At 65.7% G+C, this 21,470-nt stretch carries 21 protein-coding genes; 10 read left to right on the top strand and 11 right to left on the bottom strand.

Annotated features, from left to right (window positions below):
• Positions 1–5: 5 nt before the first annotated feature.
• The 7 genes from J2X06_RS09030 to ald form a co-directional block, all read right to left on the bottom strand.
• Positions 6–704 (bottom strand): C39 family peptidase, encoded by a 699-nt coding sequence (locus J2X06_RS09030; RefSeq protein WP_310061062.1) that lies wholly within the window; start codon positions 702–704, stop codon positions 6–8.
• The gene (locus J2X06_RS09025) at positions 701–1,093 is read right to left on the bottom strand and encodes a hypothetical protein (RefSeq protein ID WP_310061060.1); all 393 of its coding nucleotides are present in this window, start codon (positions 1,091–1,093) and stop codon (positions 701–703) included. Before J2X06_RS09025 ends, J2X06_RS09030 begins: the two co-directional genes overlap by 4 nt.
• A gap of 140 nt (positions 1,094–1,233) precedes the next feature.
• Positions 1,234–2,343, bottom strand: a complete 1,110-nt coding sequence (locus tag J2X06_RS09020; protein WP_310061057.1) for a hypothetical protein — start codon at positions 2,341–2,343, stop codon at positions 1,234–1,236.
• 433 nt (positions 2,344–2,776) lie between these two features.
• Positions 2,777–4,150 (bottom strand): replication-associated recombination protein A, encoded by a 1,374-nt coding sequence (locus J2X06_RS09015; protein WP_310061055.1) that lies wholly within the window; start codon positions 4,148–4,150, stop codon positions 2,777–2,779.
• Between the two features lie 50 nt (positions 4,151–4,200).
• Positions 4,201–4,824, bottom strand: coding sequence for an outer membrane lipoprotein chaperone LolA (gene lolA, locus J2X06_RS09010; RefSeq protein ID WP_310061052.1), 624 nt, complete (start codon positions 4,822–4,824; stop codon positions 4,201–4,203).
• Positions 4,825–4,907: 83 nt separating this feature from the next.
• Positions 4,908–7,262 carry a DNA translocase FtsK gene (locus tag J2X06_RS09005; protein ID WP_310061051.1) on the bottom strand — a complete coding sequence of 785 codons (2,355 nt, stop codon included), beginning with the start codon at positions 7,260–7,262 and terminating at the stop codon, positions 4,908–4,910.
• Between the two features lie 125 nt (positions 7,263–7,387).
• On the bottom strand, positions 7,388–8,455 hold the full coding sequence (gene ald, locus J2X06_RS09000) for an alanine dehydrogenase (protein ID WP_310061048.1): 1,068 nt from the start codon (positions 8,453–8,455) through the stop codon (positions 7,388–7,390).
• A 282-nt stretch (positions 8,456–8,737) separates the two neighbouring features.
• On the opposite strand from ald, the gene trxB reads away from it, so the two are divergent.
• The 5 genes from trxB to infA all read left to right on the top strand — a co-directional run bounded on the left by trxB (position 8,738) and on the right by infA (position 12,445).
• Complete coding sequence (gene trxB / locus J2X06_RS08995; RefSeq protein ID WP_310061046.1) at positions 8,738–9,691, top strand: thioredoxin-disulfide reductase; 954 nt, start codon at positions 8,738–8,740, stop codon at positions 9,689–9,691.
• A complete protein-coding gene (locus J2X06_RS08990; RefSeq protein WP_310061044.1) occupies positions 9,691–10,155 on the top strand; it encodes a GNAT family N-acetyltransferase in 465 nt (154 codons plus the stop codon). The genes trxB and J2X06_RS08990 overlap by 1 nt, the downstream gene beginning before the upstream one ends.
• A 1-nt stretch (position 10,156) precedes the next feature.
• Positions 10,157–11,290 (top strand): GNAT family N-acetyltransferase, encoded by a 1,134-nt coding sequence (locus J2X06_RS08985; RefSeq protein WP_310061041.1) that lies wholly within the window; start codon positions 10,157–10,159, stop codon positions 11,288–11,290.
• A 42-nt stretch (positions 11,291–11,332) separates the two neighbouring features.
• Positions 11,333–12,079, top strand: a complete 747-nt coding sequence (gene aat / locus J2X06_RS08980) for a leucyl/phenylalanyl-tRNA--protein transferase (RefSeq protein ID WP_310061039.1) — start codon at positions 11,333–11,335, stop codon at positions 12,077–12,079.
• 147 nt (positions 12,080–12,226) lie between these two features.
• Positions 12,227–12,445: a translation initiation factor IF-1 gene (gene infA / locus J2X06_RS08975; RefSeq protein WP_031372296.1), complete on the top strand. Its 219-nt coding sequence runs from the start codon at positions 12,227–12,229 to the stop codon at positions 12,443–12,445.
• 113 nt (positions 12,446–12,558) lie between these two features.
• On the opposite strand, the gene clpA is transcribed toward infA, so the two are convergent.
• Together clpA and clpS are read right to left on the bottom strand one after the other, a co-directional pair.
• A complete protein-coding gene (clpA, locus tag J2X06_RS08970) occupies positions 12,559–14,841 on the bottom strand; it encodes an ATP-dependent Clp protease ATP-binding subunit ClpA (protein ID WP_310061036.1) in 2,283 nt (760 codons plus the stop codon).
• A gap of 142 nt (positions 14,842–14,983) precedes the next feature.
• Complete coding sequence (gene clpS / locus J2X06_RS08965; RefSeq protein ID WP_310061033.1) at positions 14,984–15,304, bottom strand: ATP-dependent Clp protease adapter ClpS; 321 nt, start codon at positions 15,302–15,304, stop codon at positions 14,984–14,986.
• An 89-nt stretch (positions 15,305–15,393) separates the two neighbouring features.
• On the opposite strand from clpS, the gene J2X06_RS08960 reads away from it, so the two are divergent.
• From J2X06_RS08960 to hflD, 4 genes are all read left to right on the top strand, one after another.
• On the top strand, positions 15,394–15,909 hold the full coding sequence (locus J2X06_RS08960; RefSeq protein ID WP_310061031.1) for a hypothetical protein: 516 nt from the start codon (positions 15,394–15,396) through the stop codon (positions 15,907–15,909).
• 1 nt (position 15,910) lies between these two features.
• A complete protein-coding gene (locus tag J2X06_RS08955) occupies positions 15,911–16,390 on the top strand; it encodes an NUDIX hydrolase (RefSeq protein WP_310061028.1) in 480 nt (159 codons plus the stop codon).
• Positions 16,391–16,403: 13 nt separating this feature from the next.
• Entirely contained in the window at positions 16,404–17,522 is a 1,119-nt protein-coding gene (gene mnmA / locus J2X06_RS08950; RefSeq protein WP_310061025.1) for a tRNA 2-thiouridine(34) synthase MnmA, read from the top strand.
• Positions 17,523–17,606: 84 nt separating this feature from the next.
• Positions 17,607–18,212, top strand: a complete 606-nt coding sequence (gene hflD, locus J2X06_RS08945) for a high frequency lysogenization protein HflD (RefSeq protein WP_430539551.1) — start codon at positions 17,607–17,609, stop codon at positions 18,210–18,212.
• A gap of 11 nt (positions 18,213–18,223) precedes the next feature.
• Here hflD and J2X06_RS08940 read toward each other — a convergent pair whose 3' ends face one another.
• Together J2X06_RS08940 and acnB are read right to left on the bottom strand one after the other, a co-directional pair.
• Entirely contained in the window at positions 18,224–18,358 is a 135-nt protein-coding gene (locus J2X06_RS08940; RefSeq protein WP_310061020.1) for a hypothetical protein, read from the bottom strand.
• 200 nt (positions 18,359–18,558) lie between these two features.
• Positions 18,559–21,144 carry a bifunctional aconitate hydratase 2/2-methylisocitrate dehydratase gene (gene acnB / locus J2X06_RS08935; protein ID WP_310061019.1) on the bottom strand — a complete coding sequence of 862 codons (2,586 nt, stop codon included), beginning with the start codon at positions 21,142–21,144 and terminating at the stop codon, positions 18,559–18,561.
• Between acnB and J2X06_RS08930 the strand changes: the two genes are divergently transcribed.
• Positions 21,143–21,445, top strand: a complete 303-nt coding sequence (locus tag J2X06_RS08930) for a hypothetical protein (RefSeq protein ID WP_310061016.1) — start codon at positions 21,143–21,145, stop codon at positions 21,443–21,445. The genes acnB and J2X06_RS08930 overlap by 2 nt on opposite strands.
• Positions 21,446–21,470: the final 25 nt, after the last annotated feature.

Genomic DNA, 21,470 nt, shown 5'->3' with positions numbered 1-21,470 from the left:
CCTGCTCAGATGTCGCCCGGCCTGCGCCGGGGCGTCACGATGTTGTAGAGGCTGTCGCGGGCGATACCGGCATCCAGCGGCGCCGGGGGCGCCGTGCGCCAGTCGCGTGTGTGGTTGAACTGGGCCAGGTCCCGGCGGTTGTGCACGACGAACAGCACGCGGTTGTCCCACAGCTTCTCAAAGCGCGATAGCGGCATCGCGCGCGTGCCCCTGGCCGGATCGCCGAGCAGCACGCGCCCATTGCGCAGGCCTTTGACGACCACGAAATGACGGTAGCCGCGATCGTTCAGCAACACGATCGCGGGCAACCCCTCGTCGGCCAGCTTCTGCACCGGCAATTCGAAACCATCCGCGGCGAATCCTCGCGACTGCAGATAGCGTCGGATATCGAGCAGCGAGAATCCCTCGCGACGGATCTTGGCCTGGTCGCCGCGAGCGTACATCTGCATGAACACTTCCGACTCGCTGACCGGCACTCCGTACTGGAACGTCAGCAGCGTCGCCGTCGCCGCCGAGCCGCAACTGAAGTCGTATTGCTGCCGCACCGTGGTGCGGAAGCGCGCTTCCTTCACGCTGACGACGTGAACGCTGTAATCACCGCCGGGCGGCACGCGCACGTCCACCACGCCCGCGTGCGCGGCTCCGGCCGCCATTACGACGAGCGAAGCGAACCAGCCGCAGACACGATGCCCGTTGTCCTTCATGGCGAGGGAGGCGGCGCGAACTGGACGTTCACGATCGTTGCGTTCTGGATCAGGACATTGGCGCCGGTGTTCTGGATCACCGTGGAGATGCCGCTGGCATTGGCGAACGAACCGGCGTCTACAGTGTTGTTACCGGTCAGGACGTGGTCGGCGGTGTTGTCCTGAACGTTGCCGTCCACGAGGATATCGTTGTCGACAGTGGTTGCGCCGCCGCGTAGTGCGTCCAGCGCACCCAGTGCAATGGGGCTGCCCAATGCGGCCTGCGCCGGCTCCTGTGCAAGCTCGGGTAGCAACTGAGGTTGCTCCGCGCGCGCGGTGCCTGCCGACACCGCGGCGGCGGCACTTATCATGATGGCGGCGCTGATAGGGATGAAATGAGTCGGTCGCATGGTTGATGCTCCTTGCCATGCGTTCCCGTTATGCGCGTGCGGTTTCCCGCATGCCGAAAGCTCCCTGCCGGCGGGAATGCCGGCAGGGAGTTCAGTGCGCGCATGACGTGCCACAGTCGTGAACACGCCGAGGGAGCGCGTTATGGGCCTACCGTCAGGTTGGCCTGCACAGTGACACCCTGCTGGATCAGGGACGCGATGCCGCTGTTCTGCGCCGCGACCATGATGCCCGCCGCCGACTGCCCAACGCTGGTCATGCTGCTGGACATGTCGAAGGTGCCGGCGTCGTTGGTAACCGACCCGCCGGAGCCACCGCTCCCGCCCGTGCCGTCACCGCCGTTGCCGCCCGTCGCGCTGCCGCCAGTGCCGCCGGACCCGTTGCCACCGGACCCGCCGGAGGAAGCCAGCGTGCCGCCGCTGCCACCGGTAGAGGCGCTGTTGCCGCCCGTCGCGCCACCGCCCGTGCCGCCTGAGCCACTACCGCCATCACCGGACGTGGCGGCTACCGAGCCACCGCTGCCGGCCGTAGATGTGCTCGATCCAGCCGTGCCAGTTGCAGATCCGGTCGATCCTGCGCCACCGGTGCCCGTTCCTGCGCCAGAGGTGGAATCGCCCTCTTCGCTTTCGGACGAATCACCGCCTGTTCCGGCGGCTGCACCACCGAGGGCCAGATCGGCTGCAATCGCCGCGCCACCATCGCCCGAGGCGTCGCCGCCACCGGCTCCGGTACCGCCGGAACCTCCGCCCGCACCGCCATCGCCGCCTTCACCGGCGCCTGCCGCGGCCAGCCCACCGTCACCGGAAGCGCTGCCGCCAGAACCACCGCTGGCGCTGGCATCGCCGCCTCGAGCACCATCGCCACCACCGCCCTCGCCTCCGGAGGCGAGACCGCCACTACCACCGGCACCTGCACCGCCACTACCGCCAGACGCGCCTCCGGCGTTGGTGGCGATATTGCCGATGTTGCCGACGGACAAGCCGGTAACGGAACCTTCTAGCGTGGTGGATGCCACGATTGCAGCGTTGCTGGTGCTGAAAGTGGACGAGGCCGTCCCGCCATTGTTCGCAGCGGCGGCACCGTTGTCGGCAGCGTTGCCACCCGTGTTGGAACTGTTGTCGGAACTGTCCTCTGCGGTGAGGGTGTCATCCCCTTCGCCGCCGTCACCATTGGTCTGCTGTGCCCAGGCTTGGCTGCCGAATCCAATGCCGATGAGCACTGCCGTTGTGATCAAGCTTTTACGAATGCGCATTGATTGTTCTCCTTCGCGCCGCGATGCCCCGGGGGAGATATGGAGCGGCGCAAGGAGTTACTACGCACATGCGATGCCAACGCTGGCGGCTGGCGCCTAACCGACTGATAAACCGTCGAAATTAATCGGCGGGTGACCGCGGAGTTGGACGTTCATGCCGCCACGGGCCGACGGTGCGGCCGCCGTGTTTCAAAGTTGAGATGCCTGCCGGGAGTGAACAGGTGCCACGGCACCCAGGCTGTGATGCAAGTGATTGACTGCAAGGATGAGGAAGAGCGCACTGCACTATTCAGGCAAACGTTTCCCGATTGAAACGTGTTCTTTCTCCGTCGCATTACATCGGGTGCACCCGGTAGCGCTTTCAAGGTCTTGGGGGCGCCTTCTCATGCAGCTTGCGCGTTACCGCCAGGTAACGCGTTGAGTTGATGAACAATCAGGTCTCATCGCCGCTCACACCCGCATCACCTCGGGCCTTCTCCCGCGCGGCACGCAGCCGGTCGAGCTTTTCCTTCAGCTTGACCTCCAATCCGCGCTCGACAGGCTCGTAGTACACCCGCTCACCCATCGCATCCGGGAAACCGGTCTGGTCGAGCGCGATGCCGCCCTCGCTGTCGTGGTCGTACTGATAGCCCTTCGAATACCCCAACTGCTTCATCAGTCGCGTCGGTGCATTGCGCAGATGCAGCGGAACATCCTGCGTGCCGTATTCGCGGACGTCGCGCCGGGCCGCGTTGTAGGCGTTGTAGGCCGCATTGGACTTGGCGGTGCTCGCCAGGTAGATCGCCAGTTGCGCGAGCGCCAAATCACCCTCCGGACTGCCCAGCCGGTCGTAGGTGTCCCAGGCCTCGATGGCCATCTGCTGGGCGCGTGGGTCGGCCAGGCCGATGTCCTCCACCGCCATGCGCGTCAGCCGGCGTGCCAGGTAATGCGGATCGCATCCGCCGTCGAGCATTCGTGCCAGCCAATAGACGGCGGCATCGGGATTGGAGCTGCGCACCGACTTGTGCAGTGCCGATATCTGGTCGTAGAACTGCTCGCCGCCCTTGTCGAAACGGCGCGTGCGATCGGCCAGCACCTGCGCCAGCGTGGCCGTGGTGATTTCGCCGTCCTCGCCTTCGGCCAGTTCGGCGGCAATTTCCAGCAGCGTCAGTCCGCGGCGCACGTCGCCGTCGGCCGCACGCGCGATCTGCGCAAGCGACTCGTCGGCGACACGCAACCCTCGACCGCCCAGTCCCCTCTCCTCGTCGGCAAGGGCCTGTTTGAGCGACTGCTGGATGTCGTCGGGTGACACCGCTTCCATCACGTGCACGCGACATCGCGACAGCAACGCCGAGTTGAGCTCGAAGGACGGATTTTCGGTGGTGGCGCCGACGAATACGATCGTGCCGCGCTCGATGTGCGGCAGGAAGGCGTCCTGTTGCGTCTTGTTGAAGCGGTGCACCTCGTCCACGAAGAGCACGGTGCGCTGGCCTTGCGCGAAGCGCTGCGCCGCCTCGGCCAGCACCTGCCGAACTTCCGGCAGCCCGGACAGCACGGCCGAGATGGCCCGGAAATCGGCATGGGCGTATTTCGCCAGCAGCAGCGCCAGCGTGGTCTTGCCGCAGCCGGGCGGCCCCCACAGGATCATCGAGTGCACACGGCCCGACTCGACTGCCCGGCGCAGCGCCGAGCGTGGCGCCAGCAGCCGTCGCTGCCCGACCATTTCGTCGAGCGTGCGCGGCCGCATGCGCTCGGCCAGCGGCCGCAGCGCATCGCGATCGACGCTCAACAGGTCATTCTCGGGGACGGTGCCGCGGGGTCTGCTCACAGCGGAATTCTAGCGTGGCCGCACCCGTCGACGGTCCGGCCAGCCCTGGATCAGCCCTCGCCGATCACGTCTACGCCCTTGGGCGGCGTGTATTTGAACTTGTCGCGGGCGAAGGCCGGGTTGCGCTTCCAGCCGCTGAAGCCGATGTCGGTCTTCTGGCCCAGTGCATCGACCACCTGCATGCGCTCCAGTCCGCCCTTGCCGAACCCCAGCAGTGCGCTGCGGAAACTCGCATCGCCTTCCTTCTTGGGCGTCAGCTGCAGCCAGTTGAGACCTTCTCGGGCGCCGAGGTCCTTGACGTTGAACTGCGCGTCGAGCTTGTTCGGATCGATCAGCGCCGACAGCGGGCTGTTCTGTTCCTCCACGCCCTGCGGCCGCACGGTCACCTGCTGCAGGTCCTGGTCGTAGACCCACACCTTCTTGCCGTCGGCCACGATCAACTGCGGATACGGCTTGATGTACTCCCAGCGGAACAGACGCGGCGCCGACATTGCGACCTGCCCGCTCGAGCTTTCCTTGAGCTTGCCCTGCGGATTGAAGACCTGTTGCGTGAACTGTCCGTCCAGGCCTTTCAGCCCCCGGGTGAAGGCGTTGAGATCGTCGCGCGCGCCGGCCCACGCCGGAACGGCCAGCAGCAGCGCCACGACGGCGCCGGCAACACGAATTGCACGCATGTAAAACTCCAATCGATCGATGGCGGCGAGTGTGCCGCTGGTCTGCTGAATAGGGTTGAAAAAGCGGAGCGGCGAGCGCCCCGCTATTTGGGCGGTGGCGGTGCCAGCACGCTGCGATCGCCGTTGTGCTCGGGTGAGCTGACGATGCCGGCCGCTTCCATCGCCTCGATCAGTCGCGCGGCGCGGTTGTAGCCGATCTTCAACCGGCGCTGCACGCCGGAAATCGACGCACGCCGGGTTTCGGTGACGATGCGCACGGCTTCGTCGTACAGCGGATCGGATTCGTCGCCGCCTCCTCCGCCGGATTCCGGCAGGCCGGTCGCGCCGACCACGACGCCATCGCCCAGAGTCTGCACTTCGTCGAGCACGCCATCGACGTAGTCCGGACCGCCACCGACCTGCTTGAGGTGCTCGACCACGCGGTGCACTTCCTCGTCGCTGACGAAGGCACCGTGCACGCGTTCGGGCATCGCAGTGCCGGGCGGCAGGTACAGCATGTCGCCGTGGCCCAGCAGCGTCTCTGCGCCAGACTGGTCCAGGATGGTGCGCGAGTCGATCTTGCTCGACACCTGGAATGCGATGCGCGTGGGGATGTTGGCCTTGATCAGGCCGGTGATGACGTCCACGGACGGACGCTGCGTGGCCAGGATCAGATGGATGCCGGCGGCACGCGCCTTCTGTGCCAGACGTGCGATGAGTTCTTCGACCTTCTTGCCGACGATCATCATCATGTCGGCGAATTCGTCGATGAAGATGACGATGAACGGCAGCGTCTCCAACGGCCGCGGTGCTTCGCCCAGTTCCGCATTGGGCTTGAACAGCGGGTCCATCATCGGCTGGCCCGCTTCCTCGGCGTCCTTCACCTTCTTGTTGAAGCCCGCCAGGTTGCGCACGCCCACGGCCGACATCAGCTTGTAGCGCCGCTCCATCTCGGCCACGCACCAGCGCAGGCCGTTGGCGGCCTCCTTCATGTCGGTGACCACCGGCGCCAGCAGGTGCGGGATGCCCTGGTAGACCGAAAGCTCCAGCATCTTCGGGTCGATCATCAGCATCCGCAGGTCCTTGGCGGAGGCCTTGTACAACAACGACAGCACCATCGCGTTGACCGCGACGGACTTGCCCGAACCGGTGGTGCCGGCGACCAGCAGGTGCGGCATGCGCGCCAGGTCCGCGACGGTGGGGCGGCCGGCGATGTCCTTGCCCAGTGCCAGTGTCAGCGGGCTGGTGGACTTGTCGTATTCCTTCGAGCGCAACAGCTCGGACAGGAAGATCATCTCGCGTGAAGTGTTCGGCGTTTCCAGTCCGACCACCGATTTGCCGGGGATCACATCGACCACGCGCACCGACTTCACCGACAAACCGCGGGCGATGTCCTTGTCGAGCGAACTGATCTGGCTGACCTTCACGCCTGGCGCGGGCTCCAGTTCGAAGCGCGTGATCACCGGGCCCGGATAGGCGCCGACCACCTGCGCGTCGATGCGGAAGTCCTTGAGCTTGAACTCGATCTGCCGCGACAGCGTTTCCAGCGTTTCCTCGCTGTAACCCTTGGGTTGCGGCTTGGGATCGTCGAGCAGGGCCAACGGCGGGATGCCCGAGCCATCGCCGACATGGAACAGCGGGATCTGCTGCTCGCGCTTGGCGCGATCGCTCTTTTCCACGACCGGCGCCGGCGGCGGCTCGATCTTGACCGGCGCACGCTTTGCGCGCAGTTCGGTGTCGACCTTGCGCGCTTCCTCCCGCTCTTCGCGGAACGCGCGCGTCTGTTGCCACTCGGTCGCCTGCTGGCTGCCGCGGCGGAATGTCTTGCTCAGCAACGGACCCAGGGCCAGCGTCCACTGACCGATCTTGTCCATCACTGTCAGCCACGACAGCCCGGTAGCCAACGTCACCGAGATCAGCAGCAACGCGAGCAGGAACAGGTTGCCGCCGACGGGACCGAAGCCGCTGTAGAGCGACTTGCCCACCAACTGGCCGAGAATGCCACCGCTACGCGCGGAGAAATCCGCGGCGGGGCCGATGCGCAGTTCCAGCAGTCCGGTGGCGGAAACGAGGAAGCCCACGATTCCGACCAGCCGCAACGCTGGGCCCAGGTCGACGTCGCCATCGCCATCGCTGTCCATGCCGAACAGCGCAATCCACGCGACCGCGCCGAGCATCAAGGGCAACAGGAAAGCGACGTAGCCGCACAGGTACAGCAGCACGTCCGCGGTCCAGGCCCCTACCCGTCCGCCGACGTTGTGCAGCGGCGCGGTGATCGAGCCCGAGTGCGACCAGCCCGGATCCTGCGGCGAGAACGTCATCAGGCTGGCCAGCAGGTACAGCAGCAGCGGCGCGATCAGGATCAGCGCGATATCGCGCATCAACCGCTGCCGACGCGGCGACGGCGGAAGCTTTTCCGCCTTGAGTTTCTTTCGGCTTGCCGCGGGTGCCTGCGCCACCGTGATGTTCTGCCTCAGCTAGGTTCCGTTAGTCATTGAATATACGGCGAAACCCTGCCGGATGACAGGGTTTCGATTCGGAGCCGTATTCAGCCGGGCGTTGCCGCCCGGCCCCAGTGAGGACTTTACAGCTTCATGCCCTGAAGTGCCGGGTGGACGAGCTTGCCGCCCTCGACGTTGATGCCGCGCACCAGCGCCTGGTTCTCGCGCCAATTGCCCGAGGCCAGCTTGTTGACCCAGGGCAGGATCGCCGCACAGATCGCCTGCGACGAGGTCTGCGGCACGGCGCCCGGCATGTTGGTCACGCAGAAGTGGGTCACGCCCTCTTCGACGTAGGTCGGCTCCTTCCAGGTGGTCGGACGCGAGGTCTCGAAGCAACCGCCCTGGTCGATCGAGATGTCGACCACGACGCTGCCCGGCTCCATCGCCTTGAGCATGTCGCGGGTCAACACGTGTGGGGCCTTGGCGCCGGTGACCAGCACCGCGCCGACGACCAGGTCGGCCGAGGCGACTTCGCGCGCGACCACGTCGGCATACGGGTACAGGGTGGTCACGTTGTTGCCCAGGCGCATCATCTGTTCCATGCGGTCCTGGCGCATTTCGAACACGACCACGTTCGAGCCGCCGGCCGCGGCCAGTGCCGCCGAGGCGCTGCCGGCCTGGCCGGCACCGAACACCACGACCTTGCCGCGTTCGGTCGACGGCAGGCCGCCGAGCAGCTTGCCCTTGCCGCCTTCCGGCTGATGCAGCAGGTGGGTGCCGACCTGCACCGCGATCTTGCCGGCGATGACCGACATCGGCGCCAGCAGCGGCAGGTCGCCGTTGGGCAGTTCGACGGTCTCGAAGGCGACGCCGGTCAGGCCGATGTCCAGCAGTTGCTTGGTCAGCACCGGCTCGGCGGCCAGATGCAGGTAGCAGAACAGCAGGTGATCCTTGCGCAGGTGCTTGAGGTCGCCCGCGATGGGCTCCTTGACCTTCACGATCAGCTCGCCCTTTTCGTACAGGCTGGCGGCATCGGGCGCGATCTTCACGCCGAGCTGGGTGTACTGCTCGTCCTTGAAGCCCGACTTGATGCCGGCATCCTTCTCGATCCAGACCTCATGGCCACGCTTGACCAGGTCGCCGGCGGCGGCCGGAACGAGCGCAACGCGCCCTTCAAGAGTCTTGGTTTCCTTGGGAACGCCGATCCGCATGTCTCTACCTTCAAATTTGTTGAGCCCGCACGGGCATGCGCGGGCTGATGCAGGGGGGAGGAATCTCTACAACGCAAAAACGCCGCATGGGCGGCGCGTACCGCCATTGTCTCCCAGTGGTGCTGCGGGCCTCACGGCGCAGTGCAACATTGCGTCCAGGCCACGCGCCTTGTTTTGCAGGGAAGCCGCCGCCAAGCTATGGCATCGACGTTTCCGTCAACACGCCTGCGTATGGCGGGAAACCTTGCGCGAGAGCGCTCACAACAGCCCGCGATTATACCCATGACCCCATCCAAGCACTCCCGCGTCATCATCCTCGGCTCCGGTCCGGCTGGCTGGACCGCCGCCGTCTACGCGGCGCGCGCCAACCTCAAGCCGCTGGTGATCACCGGCCTGCAGATGGGCGGGCAACTGATGACGACCACCGAAGTCGACAACTGGCCCGGCGACGCGCACGGCCTGATGGGGCCGGACCTGATGGCACGCATGCAGGCGCATGCCGAGCGTTTCGATACCGAGGTCGTGTTCGACCATATCCATAGCGCCGACCTGTCCAAGCGCCCGTTCAGGCTGATCGGCGACAGCGGCGAATACACCGCCGATGCGCTGGTCATCGCCACCGGCGCGACCGCCAAGTACCTGGGTCTGCCGTCGGAAGAGGACTACAAGGGTCGCGGCGTCTCGGCGTGCGCAACCTGCGACGGCTTCTTCTATAAGGAGCAGGACGTGGCGGTGATCGGCGGCGGCAATACCGCGGTCGAGGAAGCGCTGTACCTGTCCAACATCGCGCGCAAGGTCTACCTCGTGCATCGCCGCGACACGCTGCGCGCCGAGAAGATCATGCAGGACAAGCTGTTCGCCAAGATCCAGAGCGGCAAGATCGAGCCGGTGTGGCATCACCAGGTCGACGAAGTGCTCGGCAACGATGCCGGAGTGACCGGCCTTCGGGTGAAGTCGGTGCAGGACGGGTCCACGCGCGATCTGTCGATCCACGGCCTGTTCGTCGCCATCGGCCACACGCCGAACACGTCACTGTTCGAAGGCCAGTTGGAGATGAAGAACGGCTACCTGACGATCAAGACCGGGCTGGACGGCAATTCGACGCAGACTTCGGTGCCGGGCGTGTTCGCCGCCGGCGACGTGGCCGACCAGGTCTATCGCCAGGCCATCACCTCGGCGGGCTTTGGCTGCATGGCCGCGCTGGACGCCGAGAAGTTCCTCGACAAGGAAGGCTGATGCCGCCAGGCGACGTCGTGGATACGAAGCCGTTGGAAATCCGCGCCAACCTGCAGGACGCACTTTCCGATCAGGATCTTGCGCGGATCCATGACTTCCTTGCCCGCGAGTCCTATTGGGCCGCGGGCATTCCACTCGACACCCTGCATCGCGCCCTGCGGCATTCGATCTGCTACGGCGGCTACGTTGACGGCGAGCTCATCGCGTTCACGCGTGCGGTCACCGACCAGGCCACCTTTGCCTATCTGGCCGATGTCTTCGTACTGGCCTCGCACCGAGGCCAAGGCCATGGCCGCGCGATCGTCGCCGCACTGATGGCCGACGAACGACTGCATGGCCTGCGACGTTGGCACCTGGTGACGCGCGACATGCAGGCGCTTTACACCGGCCTTGGTTTCAGCGCGCTGAGCCAGCCCGAAAGCCACATGCAAAAGCACGATCCCGACGTCTATCGACGCGGCTGAAATGGCTACCGCGCGCATCTTCGATTCCCTGGCGGAGATACCTGCCGAACCCTGGGATGCGTTGCACGACGGTCGCAACCCCTTCGTTGCACATGCCTTCCTGCACGGCCTGGAACAGCACGGATGCCTGCGCGCGAAGTGGGGATGGGTGCCTCGTCATCTCACCCTGTGGGACGGCGACGACCTGATTGCGGCGGCCCCGGCCTACCTGAAGGACAACTCGCACGGCGAGTTCGTGTTCGATCATGCCTGGGCGCACGCGTACGCCCAACACGGGCTCGACTACTTTCCGAAATGGCTGTGCGCCGTGCCCTACTCGCCCGTCACCGGACCGCGCCTGCTGGCACGCGATGCGGAGCGACGGCGTGCGCTGGCCGAACTTCTGGCCGCGTTATGCGGCCGCAACGGCCTGTCGTCGGCGCACGTCAATTTTCACGGCGATGAAGACGAGGCGGCATTCGATGACAACTGGCTGCCGCGCATCGACGTGCAGTATCACTGGCACAACGATCGGGGCTGGAAGACGTTCGACGACTATCTCGCCGCCTTCGATCACAAGCACCGCAAGAACATCCGCCAGGAGCGGGCAAAGGTCGCGCGTGCGGGCGTTACGTTCCGCGTCGTCGAAGGCGCGCAGGCCAGCGAAGCCGACCTGGGCACGATGCACGGCTTCTATCTGGGAACCTTTGCCGAATACGGCAACCACCCTGCGCTGACACTGGACTTCCTCAAGCACCTGGCCGCCACGATGCCGTCGGCCCTGGTGCTGTTTCTCGCCGAACGCGAAGGCGCGCCGATCGCCGGCGCCCTTTGCCTGCGCGGTGGCGACACGCTGTACGGCCGCTACTGGGGCGCGACCGAAGCGATGCCCAGCCTGCATTTCGAGACCTGCTACTACCAGGGTATCGACTACTGCCTGCGTCATGGCCTGACCCGGTTCGAGCCCGGCGCGCAGGGCGAGCACAAGCTCGCGCGCGGCTTCCTGCCGACGATCGTGCGCAGCCACCATTGGATCGCACACGAGGATTTCCGCACTGCATTGCGGGCGTGGTGCGCGCAGGAGTCGGATTCGGTGCGCCAGTACGCCGCGACGCTGTCCGCGCATTCGCCCTTCAAAGCGCCCGATGCCGGATAACCGACTCGATAACCAATACCGGGATGGGGCACCATCGTTGCAATGAGCGTCCTGCCTGCCCTGCTCCCCGCCGATCCTCATACCCCGTTCCCGCCCGTGGAACAGGCATTGCGGCATCCGGACGGGTTGCTGGCGGTCGGCGGCGATCTGACGCCAACGCGCCTGCTCAATGCCTACCGGCACGGCATCTTCCCCTGGTACTCCAAGGGGCAGCCGATCCTGTGGTGGAGCCCCGATCCGCGTGCCGTGTTCCGGACCGACGGTGTCCGGCTGTCTTCCAAATTTCGCCGCGGTCTGCGCCATTGCGACTGGACCGTGCGCGCCGACAGCGCGTTCGCGCAGGTCATCGAAGCCTGCGCCCACATTCCGCGCCCCGGTCAGCGCGGCACCTGGATCATCAAGGACATGATCCAGGCCTATCAGCGCATGCACGAACTCGGCCACGCGCATTCGTTCGAAGTATTCGCCGACGGTCGCCTGATCGGCGGCATCTATGGCATCGCCGTTGGTCGGATGTTCTTCGGCGAGAGCATGTTCAGTGCCCAGAGCGGCGGATCCAAGGTCGCGCTGGCGGCCTTGGCCCGACATCTGTACGACTGGGGCTGGCCGCTCATCGACGCCCAAGTCGAGAACGAACATCTGGTGAGCCTGGGGGCGGAACGCTGGCCGCGCCGCCCTTTCCTGGATGCCGTCGAGGGTCTCGTTGACCAGCCGGGCCTGGTCGGCCCGTGGACGCAGCGCGTGGGCGATTGGCCGGCCTGCCGGCTGGCCGAGCCGGGAACGGGCTGAACAGGAAGGCCTGAACAGGGCGGCCCGATCGGGAGCGGCCTGAACCCGATTAACCGTTTTTTTGCACACCCGGCCCCCGCGTGGCAAAATGCTGGGCTTCGTCCCTTGCCTTATCCCAAGGTCAGGGCACCCACCTTCAGGAACCTCATGGCAAAAGACGACGTGATCGAATTCGAGGGCACGGTGGCGGAAACTCTTCCGAACACCATGTTCCGAGTGCGCCTCGAAAACGGGCACGAGATCATTGCCCACATCTCCGGCCGCATGCGCAAGAACTACATCCGCATCCTGACCGGCGACAAGGTGAAGGTCGAAATGACCCCGTACGACCTGACCAAGGGTCGTATCACCTACCGCATGAAGTAATTGCGGTAACTAATTGAATAAAAAGGCGGCCAGAGGCCGCCTTTTTTGTTTAGCCCGGTCGCGGCCAGGCTGCCTTCCCTCTCCCGCCGGGAGAGGGAATTCGCTGGAGCGGCCTATACCGTCGCCGGCAACAGTTTCTCCGGCTCGGCATACGCCTCCACGGCCAGGTCGTCGCCCTTGACGTCGACGTTCACTCGACCGCCCCCGACCAGCTTGCCGAACAGCAGTTCGTCCGCCAGCGGGCGCTTGATCTTGTCCTGGATCAACCGCGCCATCGGGCGCGCGCCCATCAGCGGGTCGAAACCGTGCTGGGCCAGCCAGTCGCGCGCGCTCGGCGTCGCCGTCAGGGTGACGTTCTTCTCGTGCAGCTGGGCCTCCAGTTCGATCAGGAACTTGTCGACGACGCGCAGGATGTGCTCCATGCCCAGCGCCTGGAACTGCACGACCGCATCGAGCCGGTTGCGGAACTCCGGGCTGAAGCTGCGGCGGATCACTTCCATCGCATCGGTCGAGTGATCCTGCCGGGTGAAACCGATCGTGCGTCGCGACGCCTGCGCCGCGCCGGCGTTGGTCGTCATCACCAACACCACGTTCTTGAAGTTGGCCTCGCGCCCGTTGGTGTCGGTCAGGATGCCGCGGTCCATCACCTGCAACAGGATGTTGAAGATGTCCGGGTGTGCCTTCTCGACCTCGTCCAGCAGCAGCACGCAGTGCGGCGTCTTGACGATCTTCTCGGTCAGCAGGCCGCCCTGGTCGAAACCGACGTAGCCCGGAGGCGCGCCGATCAGGCGGGACACCGAGTGCGGCTCCATGTACTCGGACATGTCGAAGCGGACCAGCTCGATGCCCAGCTGCAGCGCGAGCTGCTTGGTCACCTCGGTCTTGCCAACGCCAGTCGGGCCGGCGAACAGGAAGTTGCCGATCGGCTTGTCGGGATTGGCCAGGCCGGAGCGCGCGAGCTTGATGGCCGAGGTCAGCGTGTCGATCGCCGGGTCCTGGCCGAAGATCACCATCTTCAGGTTGCGCTCGAGGTTCTTCAGCACATCCTTGTCGCTGGCCGATACCTGCTTGGCCGGGATGCGCGCCATCTTGGCGACGATCGTCTCGATCTCCTCGACGTCGATCAGGCTCTTGCGCACGTCTTCGGCGAGCAGCCGCTGGCGCGCGCCCGCTTCGTCGATGACGTCGATGGCCTTGTCGGGCAGCAGGCGGTCGCCGATGTGCTTGACCGACAGGTCGACCGCCGCGTGCAGCGCCTCGTCGGCGTAGGTCACGCCGTGGTGCGCTTCGTACTTGGGCTTCAGGCCGACCAGAATCTCGTAGGCCTCGCCCACCGTCGGCTCGACGATGTCGATCTTCTGGAAGCGACGCGCCAGCGCACGGTCCTTCTCGAAGATGCCACGGTATTCCTGGAACGTGGTCGAACCGATGCAGCGCAGCTCACCCGATGCGAGTGCCGGCTTGATCAGGTTGGACGCATCCATCGTGCCGCCGCTGGCGCTGCCGGCACCGATGATGGTGTGGATCTCGTCGATGAAGAGCACCGCTTCGGGCAGCCGCTTGAGCTGGGTCAGCACGGCCTTCAGGCGCTTCTCGAAATCGCCGCGATACTTGGTGCCGGCGACCAGCGCGCCCAGGTCGAGGGCGTAGATCGTGGCGTCCGCGAGTACCTCGGGTACGTCGCCATCGACGATGCGCTTGGCCAGTCCCTCGGCGATCGCGGTCTTGCCGACGCCGGCTTCACCGACGTACAACGGATTGTTCTTGCGGCGGCGGCACAGCACCTGGATGGTGCGCTCGACTTCGTCGGCGCGACCGACCAGCGGATCGATCTTGCCTTCGCGCGCGAGCTGGTTGAGGTTCACCGCGAACTCCGCCAGCGCGTCGGAACGACCTTCGCCCTCCCCGCCCTCGCCGCGTGCCTCGCCTTCCTCGTGATGGCTGTTGCCGCTCTCCTCGGCGCCGTGCTTGGCGATGCCATGAGAGATGTAGTTGACGACGTCCAAACGGGCGACGTCCTGCTGGTTGAGGAAATAGACCGCGTGTGAATCCTTCTCGCCGAAGATCGCCACCAGCACGTTGGCGCCGGTGACCTCCTTCTTGCCGGAGGACTGGACGTGATAGACGGCGCGCTGCAGCACGCGCTGGAATCCGAGCGTGGGTTGGGTATCGCGGTCCACGTCCTCGGGCAGCACCGACACCGAGGTGGCGATGGCCTGCTCCAGGTCGCTGCGCAGGCGCGCCAGGTCGGCGCCGCAAGCCTTGAGGACTGCCTCGGCCGACGGGTTGTCGAGCAGAGCCAGCAACAGGTGCTCGACCGTCATGTACTCGTGGCGCGCCTCGCGGGCGCGCTTGTAGCACTGGCCGATGCTGTATTCGAGATCCTTGCTGAACATGGGGCTGAAGCCTCCGGAAAGCTACTGCTGTCCAAGATGGGGACGCGCTCCGGCATTTCCATGCCAGCCCCTCGCAAGCTTGGACCGCCCGGAAAAGCAGCGGTTCCTGTGCTTACTGACAAGGACGTTGTCAGAGAAGGATTTAGGCCTTTTCCATAGTGCACAGCAAGGGGTGCTGGTGAAGCCTTGAAAATTCGTTCACCTGGGCGACCTTGGACTCGGCCACCTCGCGGGTGAAGACCCCGCAAACGCCGCGGCCACGGGTATGCACGTGAAGCATGATCTGCGTGGCTTTTTCGGCGTTCATGGCGAAAAAGCGCATCAGCACCTCGACCACGAAATCCATGGGTGTGTAGTCATCGTTAAGCAGCAATACGGAATACAGGGGCGGGCGGGCCACTTCAGGCTTGCCGGTTTCCACCAGTACGCCGTGGCTGTGCTCTTGGTCAGGTTGTTTTGCCATGGGCGAATTATAGGCTGGGCGTTCCGGCAGTCGTGGACGCCCGAGCGCGGCGCCTGCAACAATGCGGGGATATCCCGCTGGGTTGACTCATGCGCCTGTTTTCATCCGCTTCCACCCTGTTGTTGGCACTGTCCCTGCTTCCCCTCGTGGCGTCGGCCTCGAAGGAGACAGCGCCTGCTGGAACACAGCGTTCCGCTGGGGCCGATGCGACGATAGGACAGCAACTGGACGCGCTGGGGTATCGCTACAACGTGGACAAGGACGGCGATTACCAGCTCACCTTCGAACTCGACGGCGAACGATCGCAGCTGGTCTACGTACTCTCCGGCGTCGAATCGTTCGGCGCCCACCGCATCCGTGAGATCTGGGCGCCGGCCTACCGGGCGCCGGGGGCGCTGATTCCGGCCGAGGTCGCCAACCGCCTGCTGGAGGACAGCCAGACCAGCAAGCTCGGCAGTTGGGTCAAGCAGGGCGACATGGCCGTATTCGTCGTCAAGATCCCGGCCGATGCCTCCCAGCAGCAGCTCGATGATGCGATCGACGCCGCCACGCGCAGCGCCGACCAGATGGAAGCGGCGCTGACTCCCGACAAGGACGAGTTCTGAGATGAGCTACCGCGAAGGGCGCTTCTGGCAGCCGGATGTCACCGTGGCCACGGTGGTGGTCGATAACGGCCGCTTGCTGATGGTCGAAGAATCGGTGAGCGGACGCCTGGTGCTGAACCAGCCGGCCGGCCACCTGGAGCCCGACGAAAGCCTGATCGATGCCGCGCTGCGCGAAACCCGCGAGGAGACCGGCTGGGACGTGCGCCTGACCGCCTTCGTCGGCGCCTATCAGTGGAAGGCACCACTCAATGGCGACGGCACCGGCGGCCGGCACTACCTTCGCTTCGCCTTCGCCGCCGAGCCGCTGCGCCATGACCCGGCGCGTCCACTGGACGACGGCATCGTCCGCGCCCTGTGGATGACGCCCAGCGAGCTTCAGGCTGCCCAGGCCCGCCATCGAAGCCCGCTGGTGTGGCGCGTGGCGGCCGACTTCCTGGCGGGGCGTCGGCAGCCGCTGGAGCTGATCCAGCACCTGTCATGAGTCTGTCCGGCCCATGAGCGCGCCGCGCACCATCGTCGGCATGTCCGGAGGCGTGGACTCTTCGGTCGCGGCGCTGCGCCTGCGCGATGCGGGCGAGCCCATCGCCGGGCTTTTCATGCAGAACTGGGCCGACGACGGCAGCGGCGACTGCCGCGCCGAAGACGACCGCCGCGACGCGGTGGCGGTGAGCGGTCGCCTGGGCGTTCCGATCCACTTCCGGGACTTCTCGCAGGAGTACTGGAAGGGCGTGTTCGAACACTTCCTCGCCGAGTATGCCGCTGGCCGCACGCCCAACCCGGACGTGCTGTGCAACCGCGAGATCAAGTTCAAGTACTTCCTCGACGCCGCCCACCAGCTCGGGGCGCAGTACATCGCGACCGGCCACTACGCCCGCGTCACGCAGATCGACGGCCGCCACCGACTGTTGCGCGCCGTGGATCGCAGCAAGGACCAGAGCTACTTCCTGCACCAGTTGGGCCAGGCGCAACTGTCCGCGACGAAGTTCCCGCTGGGTGAACTGCTCAAGCGCGACGTGCGGCAGATGGCGCTGGAGGCCAGCCTGCCGACCGCGGCCAAGAAAGACTCCACGGGCATCTGCTTCATCGGCGAACGCGATTTCCGCGAGTTCCTGGGGCGCTACCTGCCTGCCCGTCCGGGTGAGATGCGCACGCCGGACGGCCACGTGATCGGCGAGCATCCGGGTGTGTTCTATTTCACTCTCGGCCAGCGCGAGGGACTGAACATCGGTGGCGTACGCGGCTTCGAGCCGGCTCCGTGGTACGTGGTCGGCAAGGACGTGGCGCACAACGTGCTGTACGTCGACCAGGGCACCGACAGCCCCTGGCTTCACTCGCAGGCACTGTGGTCGGAAGCCGCTCACTGGATCGACGGCGCACCGCCCGCGCAACGCTTCACCTGCACCGCCCAGACCCGCTACCGCCAGCCCGACGAAGCCTGCGAGGTGTTCGTGCAGGACGACGGCCATCTGGAAGTTCGCTTCGCCCGCCCCCAACGTGCAGTGACACCGGGACAGTCGCTGGTGCTTTACGACGGCGATGTCTGTCTCGGCGGCGCCGTGATCGCCGCCACGGACGCACCGCTGGAGCAGCGATTCCGTGCCGATGCGGCTTAGCGCCCCGCCCCCAGAACACGCGATTCCCGCCCCGTCGGGAACGACCAACCCAGGCAGAGCATGAACAACACACGAGTCAACCCGATGTCCGAGCGTGCACTGGCGCTGGCCGGGCTGGTCCAGGCACTGGCCCAGGTGCGCCGCGTCGCGGACACCGGCCAGGCCAATGCCGCGATCCTCACCACGGCGATGGACTCGGTGTTCCGCATCGATGCGCAGTCGCCCGCCGACGTGTATGGCGGCATCGAAGCACTGCGGCCGGGTCTGACCCTGTTGCGTGATTATTTCGGCAACCAGCCGCGCGACGAGCAACTGCCCCGGTTGGCGCTGGCCGTGATGCAGCTGGAGCGCAGGTTCGTGCGCGAAGACACGATGGCCAGCCGTGTCCAGGCCGGCATTCGCGAACACGCGGCCCACGCACAGCGCCTGGGCAGCAGCCATCCCGATGTGCTCTCGGCGCTCGGCAGCCTGTATGCCGAAACGCTCAGCCACCTGCGCCCGCGCGTGCTCGTGCAGGGCAACCCGCACTACCTCGGCCAGGCGCCCGTCGTGTCCGAAGTGCGCGCGATCCTGCTCGCCGCCGTGCGATCAGCAGTGCTATGGCGCCAACTCGGCGGCAGCTTGTGGGATCTGGCCCTGCGGCGCCGCGACCTGGTGGCCGCGATCAACGGCCACCTGGCTGAAGCCTGATCGCAAACCGATCAACCAGCGAACGGTCCTGGCCAACTCCCGCCGCCGTTCTGGGCCCATGCCCAGGCCACGGCGGCAATCAGCGCCAGTGCGAGCATCCAACGCAACGTCTGTTCGACCCGATCCCGGGTTTTATGCGTCTTCATGTTGTCCCCCCTGCTGCGTGCATCTAACGTCAGCACACAATGCAAGTCTGCGATTACTGTCACGCACTGAGCGCTTCGTTTCGGCCACTGCGCACGATCGATGACCACAGACACAAAAAACCCCGGCCAAGCCGGGGGTTTTGTTATTGCAGATTCAGGTTTGGAACTGCGACCGCGATGTTTCACGATCGCAACGTCGCTCACGCTGCAACGGTATCGGCAACCTGCTTGTAGTCCTCGATCTGGTCGAAGTTCATGTAGCGGTAGATCTCGGTGCCGTTGCTGTTGATGACGCCGATGTCCGCCATGTACTCCTCACGCGTCGGGATGCGGCCCAGGCGCGAGCAGATCGCCGCCAGTTCCGCCGAGCCCAGGTACACGTTGGTATTGCGGCCCAGACGGTTCGGGAAGTTGCGCGTGCTGGTCGAGAACACGGTCGCGCCCTCGCGCGCCTGCGCCTGGTTGCCCATGCACAGCGAGCAGCCCGGCATTTCCATGCGCGCGCCGGCCGTGCCGAAGGTGCCGTAGTGGCCTTCCTTGGTCAGCTCGGACGCATCCATCTTGGTCGGCGGCGCGACCCACAGGCGGGTCGGGATGTCGCGCTTTCCTTCCAGCAGCTTCGCCGCAGCGCGGAAGTGGCCGATGTTGGTCATGCACGAACCGATGAACACTTCGTCGATGACCGCACCAGCGACGTCGGACAGCGTCTTCACGTCGTCCGGATCGTTCGGGCAGGCGACGATCGGTTCGACGATCTGGTTCAGGTCGATCTCGATGACCGCGGCGTAGTCGGCATCGGCATCGCCTTCCAGCAACTGCGGGTTGGCCAGCCACGCTTCCATCGCCTTGATGCGGCGCGCCAGCGAGCGCGGGTCGGCGTAACCCTCGGCGATCATCCACTTCAACAGCGTGATGTTGCTGGTGAGGTATTCGATGATCGGCGCCTGGTCGAGCTTGACCGTGCAGCCGGCGGCCGAACGCTCGGCCGAGGCATCGGACAACTCGAACGCCTGCTCGACCTTCAGGTGCGGCAGGCCTTCGATCTCGAGGATGCGACCGGAGAAGATGTTCTTCTTGCCCTGCTTGGCGACGGTCAGCAGGCCCTGCTTGATCGCGGCCAGCGGGATCGCGTTGACCAGGTCACGCAGCGTGACGCCCGGCTGCATCTCGCCCTTGAAGCGGACCAGCACCGACTCGGGCATGTCCAGCGGCATCACGCCGGTAGCCGCGGCGAACGCGACCAGGCCGGAACCAGCCGGGAACGAAATGCCCACCGGGAAACGGGTATGCGAGTCGCCGCCGGTTCCGACGGTGTCGGGCAACAGCATGCGGTTGAGCCAGCTGTGGATCACGCCGTCGCCGGGGCGCAGCGAGATGCCGCCGCGGTTGGAGATGAACTCCGGCAGGGTGTGGTGGGTCTTGACGTCGACCGGCTTCGGATAGGCCGCCGTGTGGCAGAACGACTGCATCACCAGGTCGGCCGAGAAGCCCAGGCAGGCCAGGTCCTTCAGCTCGTCGCGGGTCATCGGGCCGGTGGTGTCCTGCGAACCCACCGAGGTCATCCTGGGTTCGCAGTAGGTGCCCGGACGCACACCCTCGCCTTCCGGCAAGCCACAGGCGCGGCCCACCATCTTCTGCGCCAGCGAGTAGCCCTTGCCGGTATCGGCCGGGTTCTGCGGCAGGCGGAACAGCGTCGACGGGGCCAGGCCCAGCGCCTCGCGCGCCTTGGCGGTCAGGCCACGGCCGACGATCAGCGGAATGCGGCCGCCGGCGCGGACTTCGTCCAGCAGCACGTCGGACTTCAGGGCGAACTCGGCGACGACCTGGCCGTCCTTGATCGCCTTGCCTTCATACGGGCGCAGCTCGATCACGTCGCCCATGTTCATCTGCGACACGTCGAGTTCGATCGGCAGCGCGCCGGCGTCTTCCATCGTGTTGTAGAAGATCGGGGCGATCTTGCTGCCCAGGCACACGCCGCCGAAGCGCTTGTTCGGGATGAACGGAATGTCTTCGCCGGTGAACCACAGCACCGAATTGGTGGCGGACTTGCGGCTGGAACCCGTGCCGACCACGTCGCCGACATAGGCAACCAGATGGCCCTTGTCCTTCAGTGACTCGATGAACTTGACCGGGCCGCGCTTGCCGTCTTCCTCCGGCTCGATGCCGTCGCGCTGGTTCTTCAGCATCGCCAGCGCGTGCAGCGGAATGTCCGGGCGCGTGGTCGCGTCGGGCGCCGGCGACAGGTCGTCGGTGTTGGTTTCGCCGGTCACCTTGAACACAGTGATGGTCAGGCTCTGCGGCACTTCCGGACGGCTGGTGAACCACTCCGCGTCGGCCCAGCTCTGCAGCACGGCCTTGGCGTGGGCGTTGCCACTCGAAGCCTTCTCCTGCACGTCGTGGAAGGCGTCGAACATCAGCAGGGTCTTCTTCAGCGCATCGGCGGCGATGGTGCCCACGACGGCGTCGTCGAGCAGATCGACCAGCGGATGGATGTTGTAACCGCCCAGCATGGTGCCCAGCAGTTCGGTGGCACGCTCGCGGCTGATCAGCGGGTTCTTCTCGCTGCCGAAGGCGACGGCGGCCAGGTACGAAGCCTTGACCTTGGCGGCATCGTCGACGCCGGCCGGGACGCGGTTGGTGATCAGGTCGAGCAGGAACTGTTCTTCATTGGCCGGCGGATTCTTCAGCAGCTCGATGACCTCGGCAGTCTGCTGGGCGGTCAACGGCAGCGGCGGAATGCCCAGCGCGGCGCGCTCGGCAACGTGTTGGCGGTAGCTGGAGAGCATGAAGAATCCCGTCGAAATGGAGCGGAAAGACGCCATCCCGCGCTGCAAGGCCGCCAGCGGCGAGGTCGCCGCGCTGGCGTGCAGGCTGGGTTGGCAGGGAGTTGCCGAGCGCGGGAAACTCATCCGAATGAGGGTCCCGACGACCGTGTATTTTGCCCGCAACCGCCTTTTGCGGCAATCCGATCCGGGCCCCGGAGTCATCCGCGGCGAGTGTTTGGAAGCGTTTCAAACGGTATTTTCCTGCCCGCTTTGCCGCATTGGACCAATGTCTGCACGCTTCCTGAATCCGATAGAGCGATAATCGTCCGACCGCGCCGCATCGACCG

It is taken from the genome of Lysobacter niastensis (genome assembly GCF_031457115.1).
Classification (GTDB): Bacteria; Pseudomonadota; Gammaproteobacteria; order Xanthomonadales; family Xanthomonadaceae; genus Lysobacter_J; species Lysobacter_J niastensis_A.
This window is presented reverse-complemented; position numbering and strand designations above follow the sequence as displayed.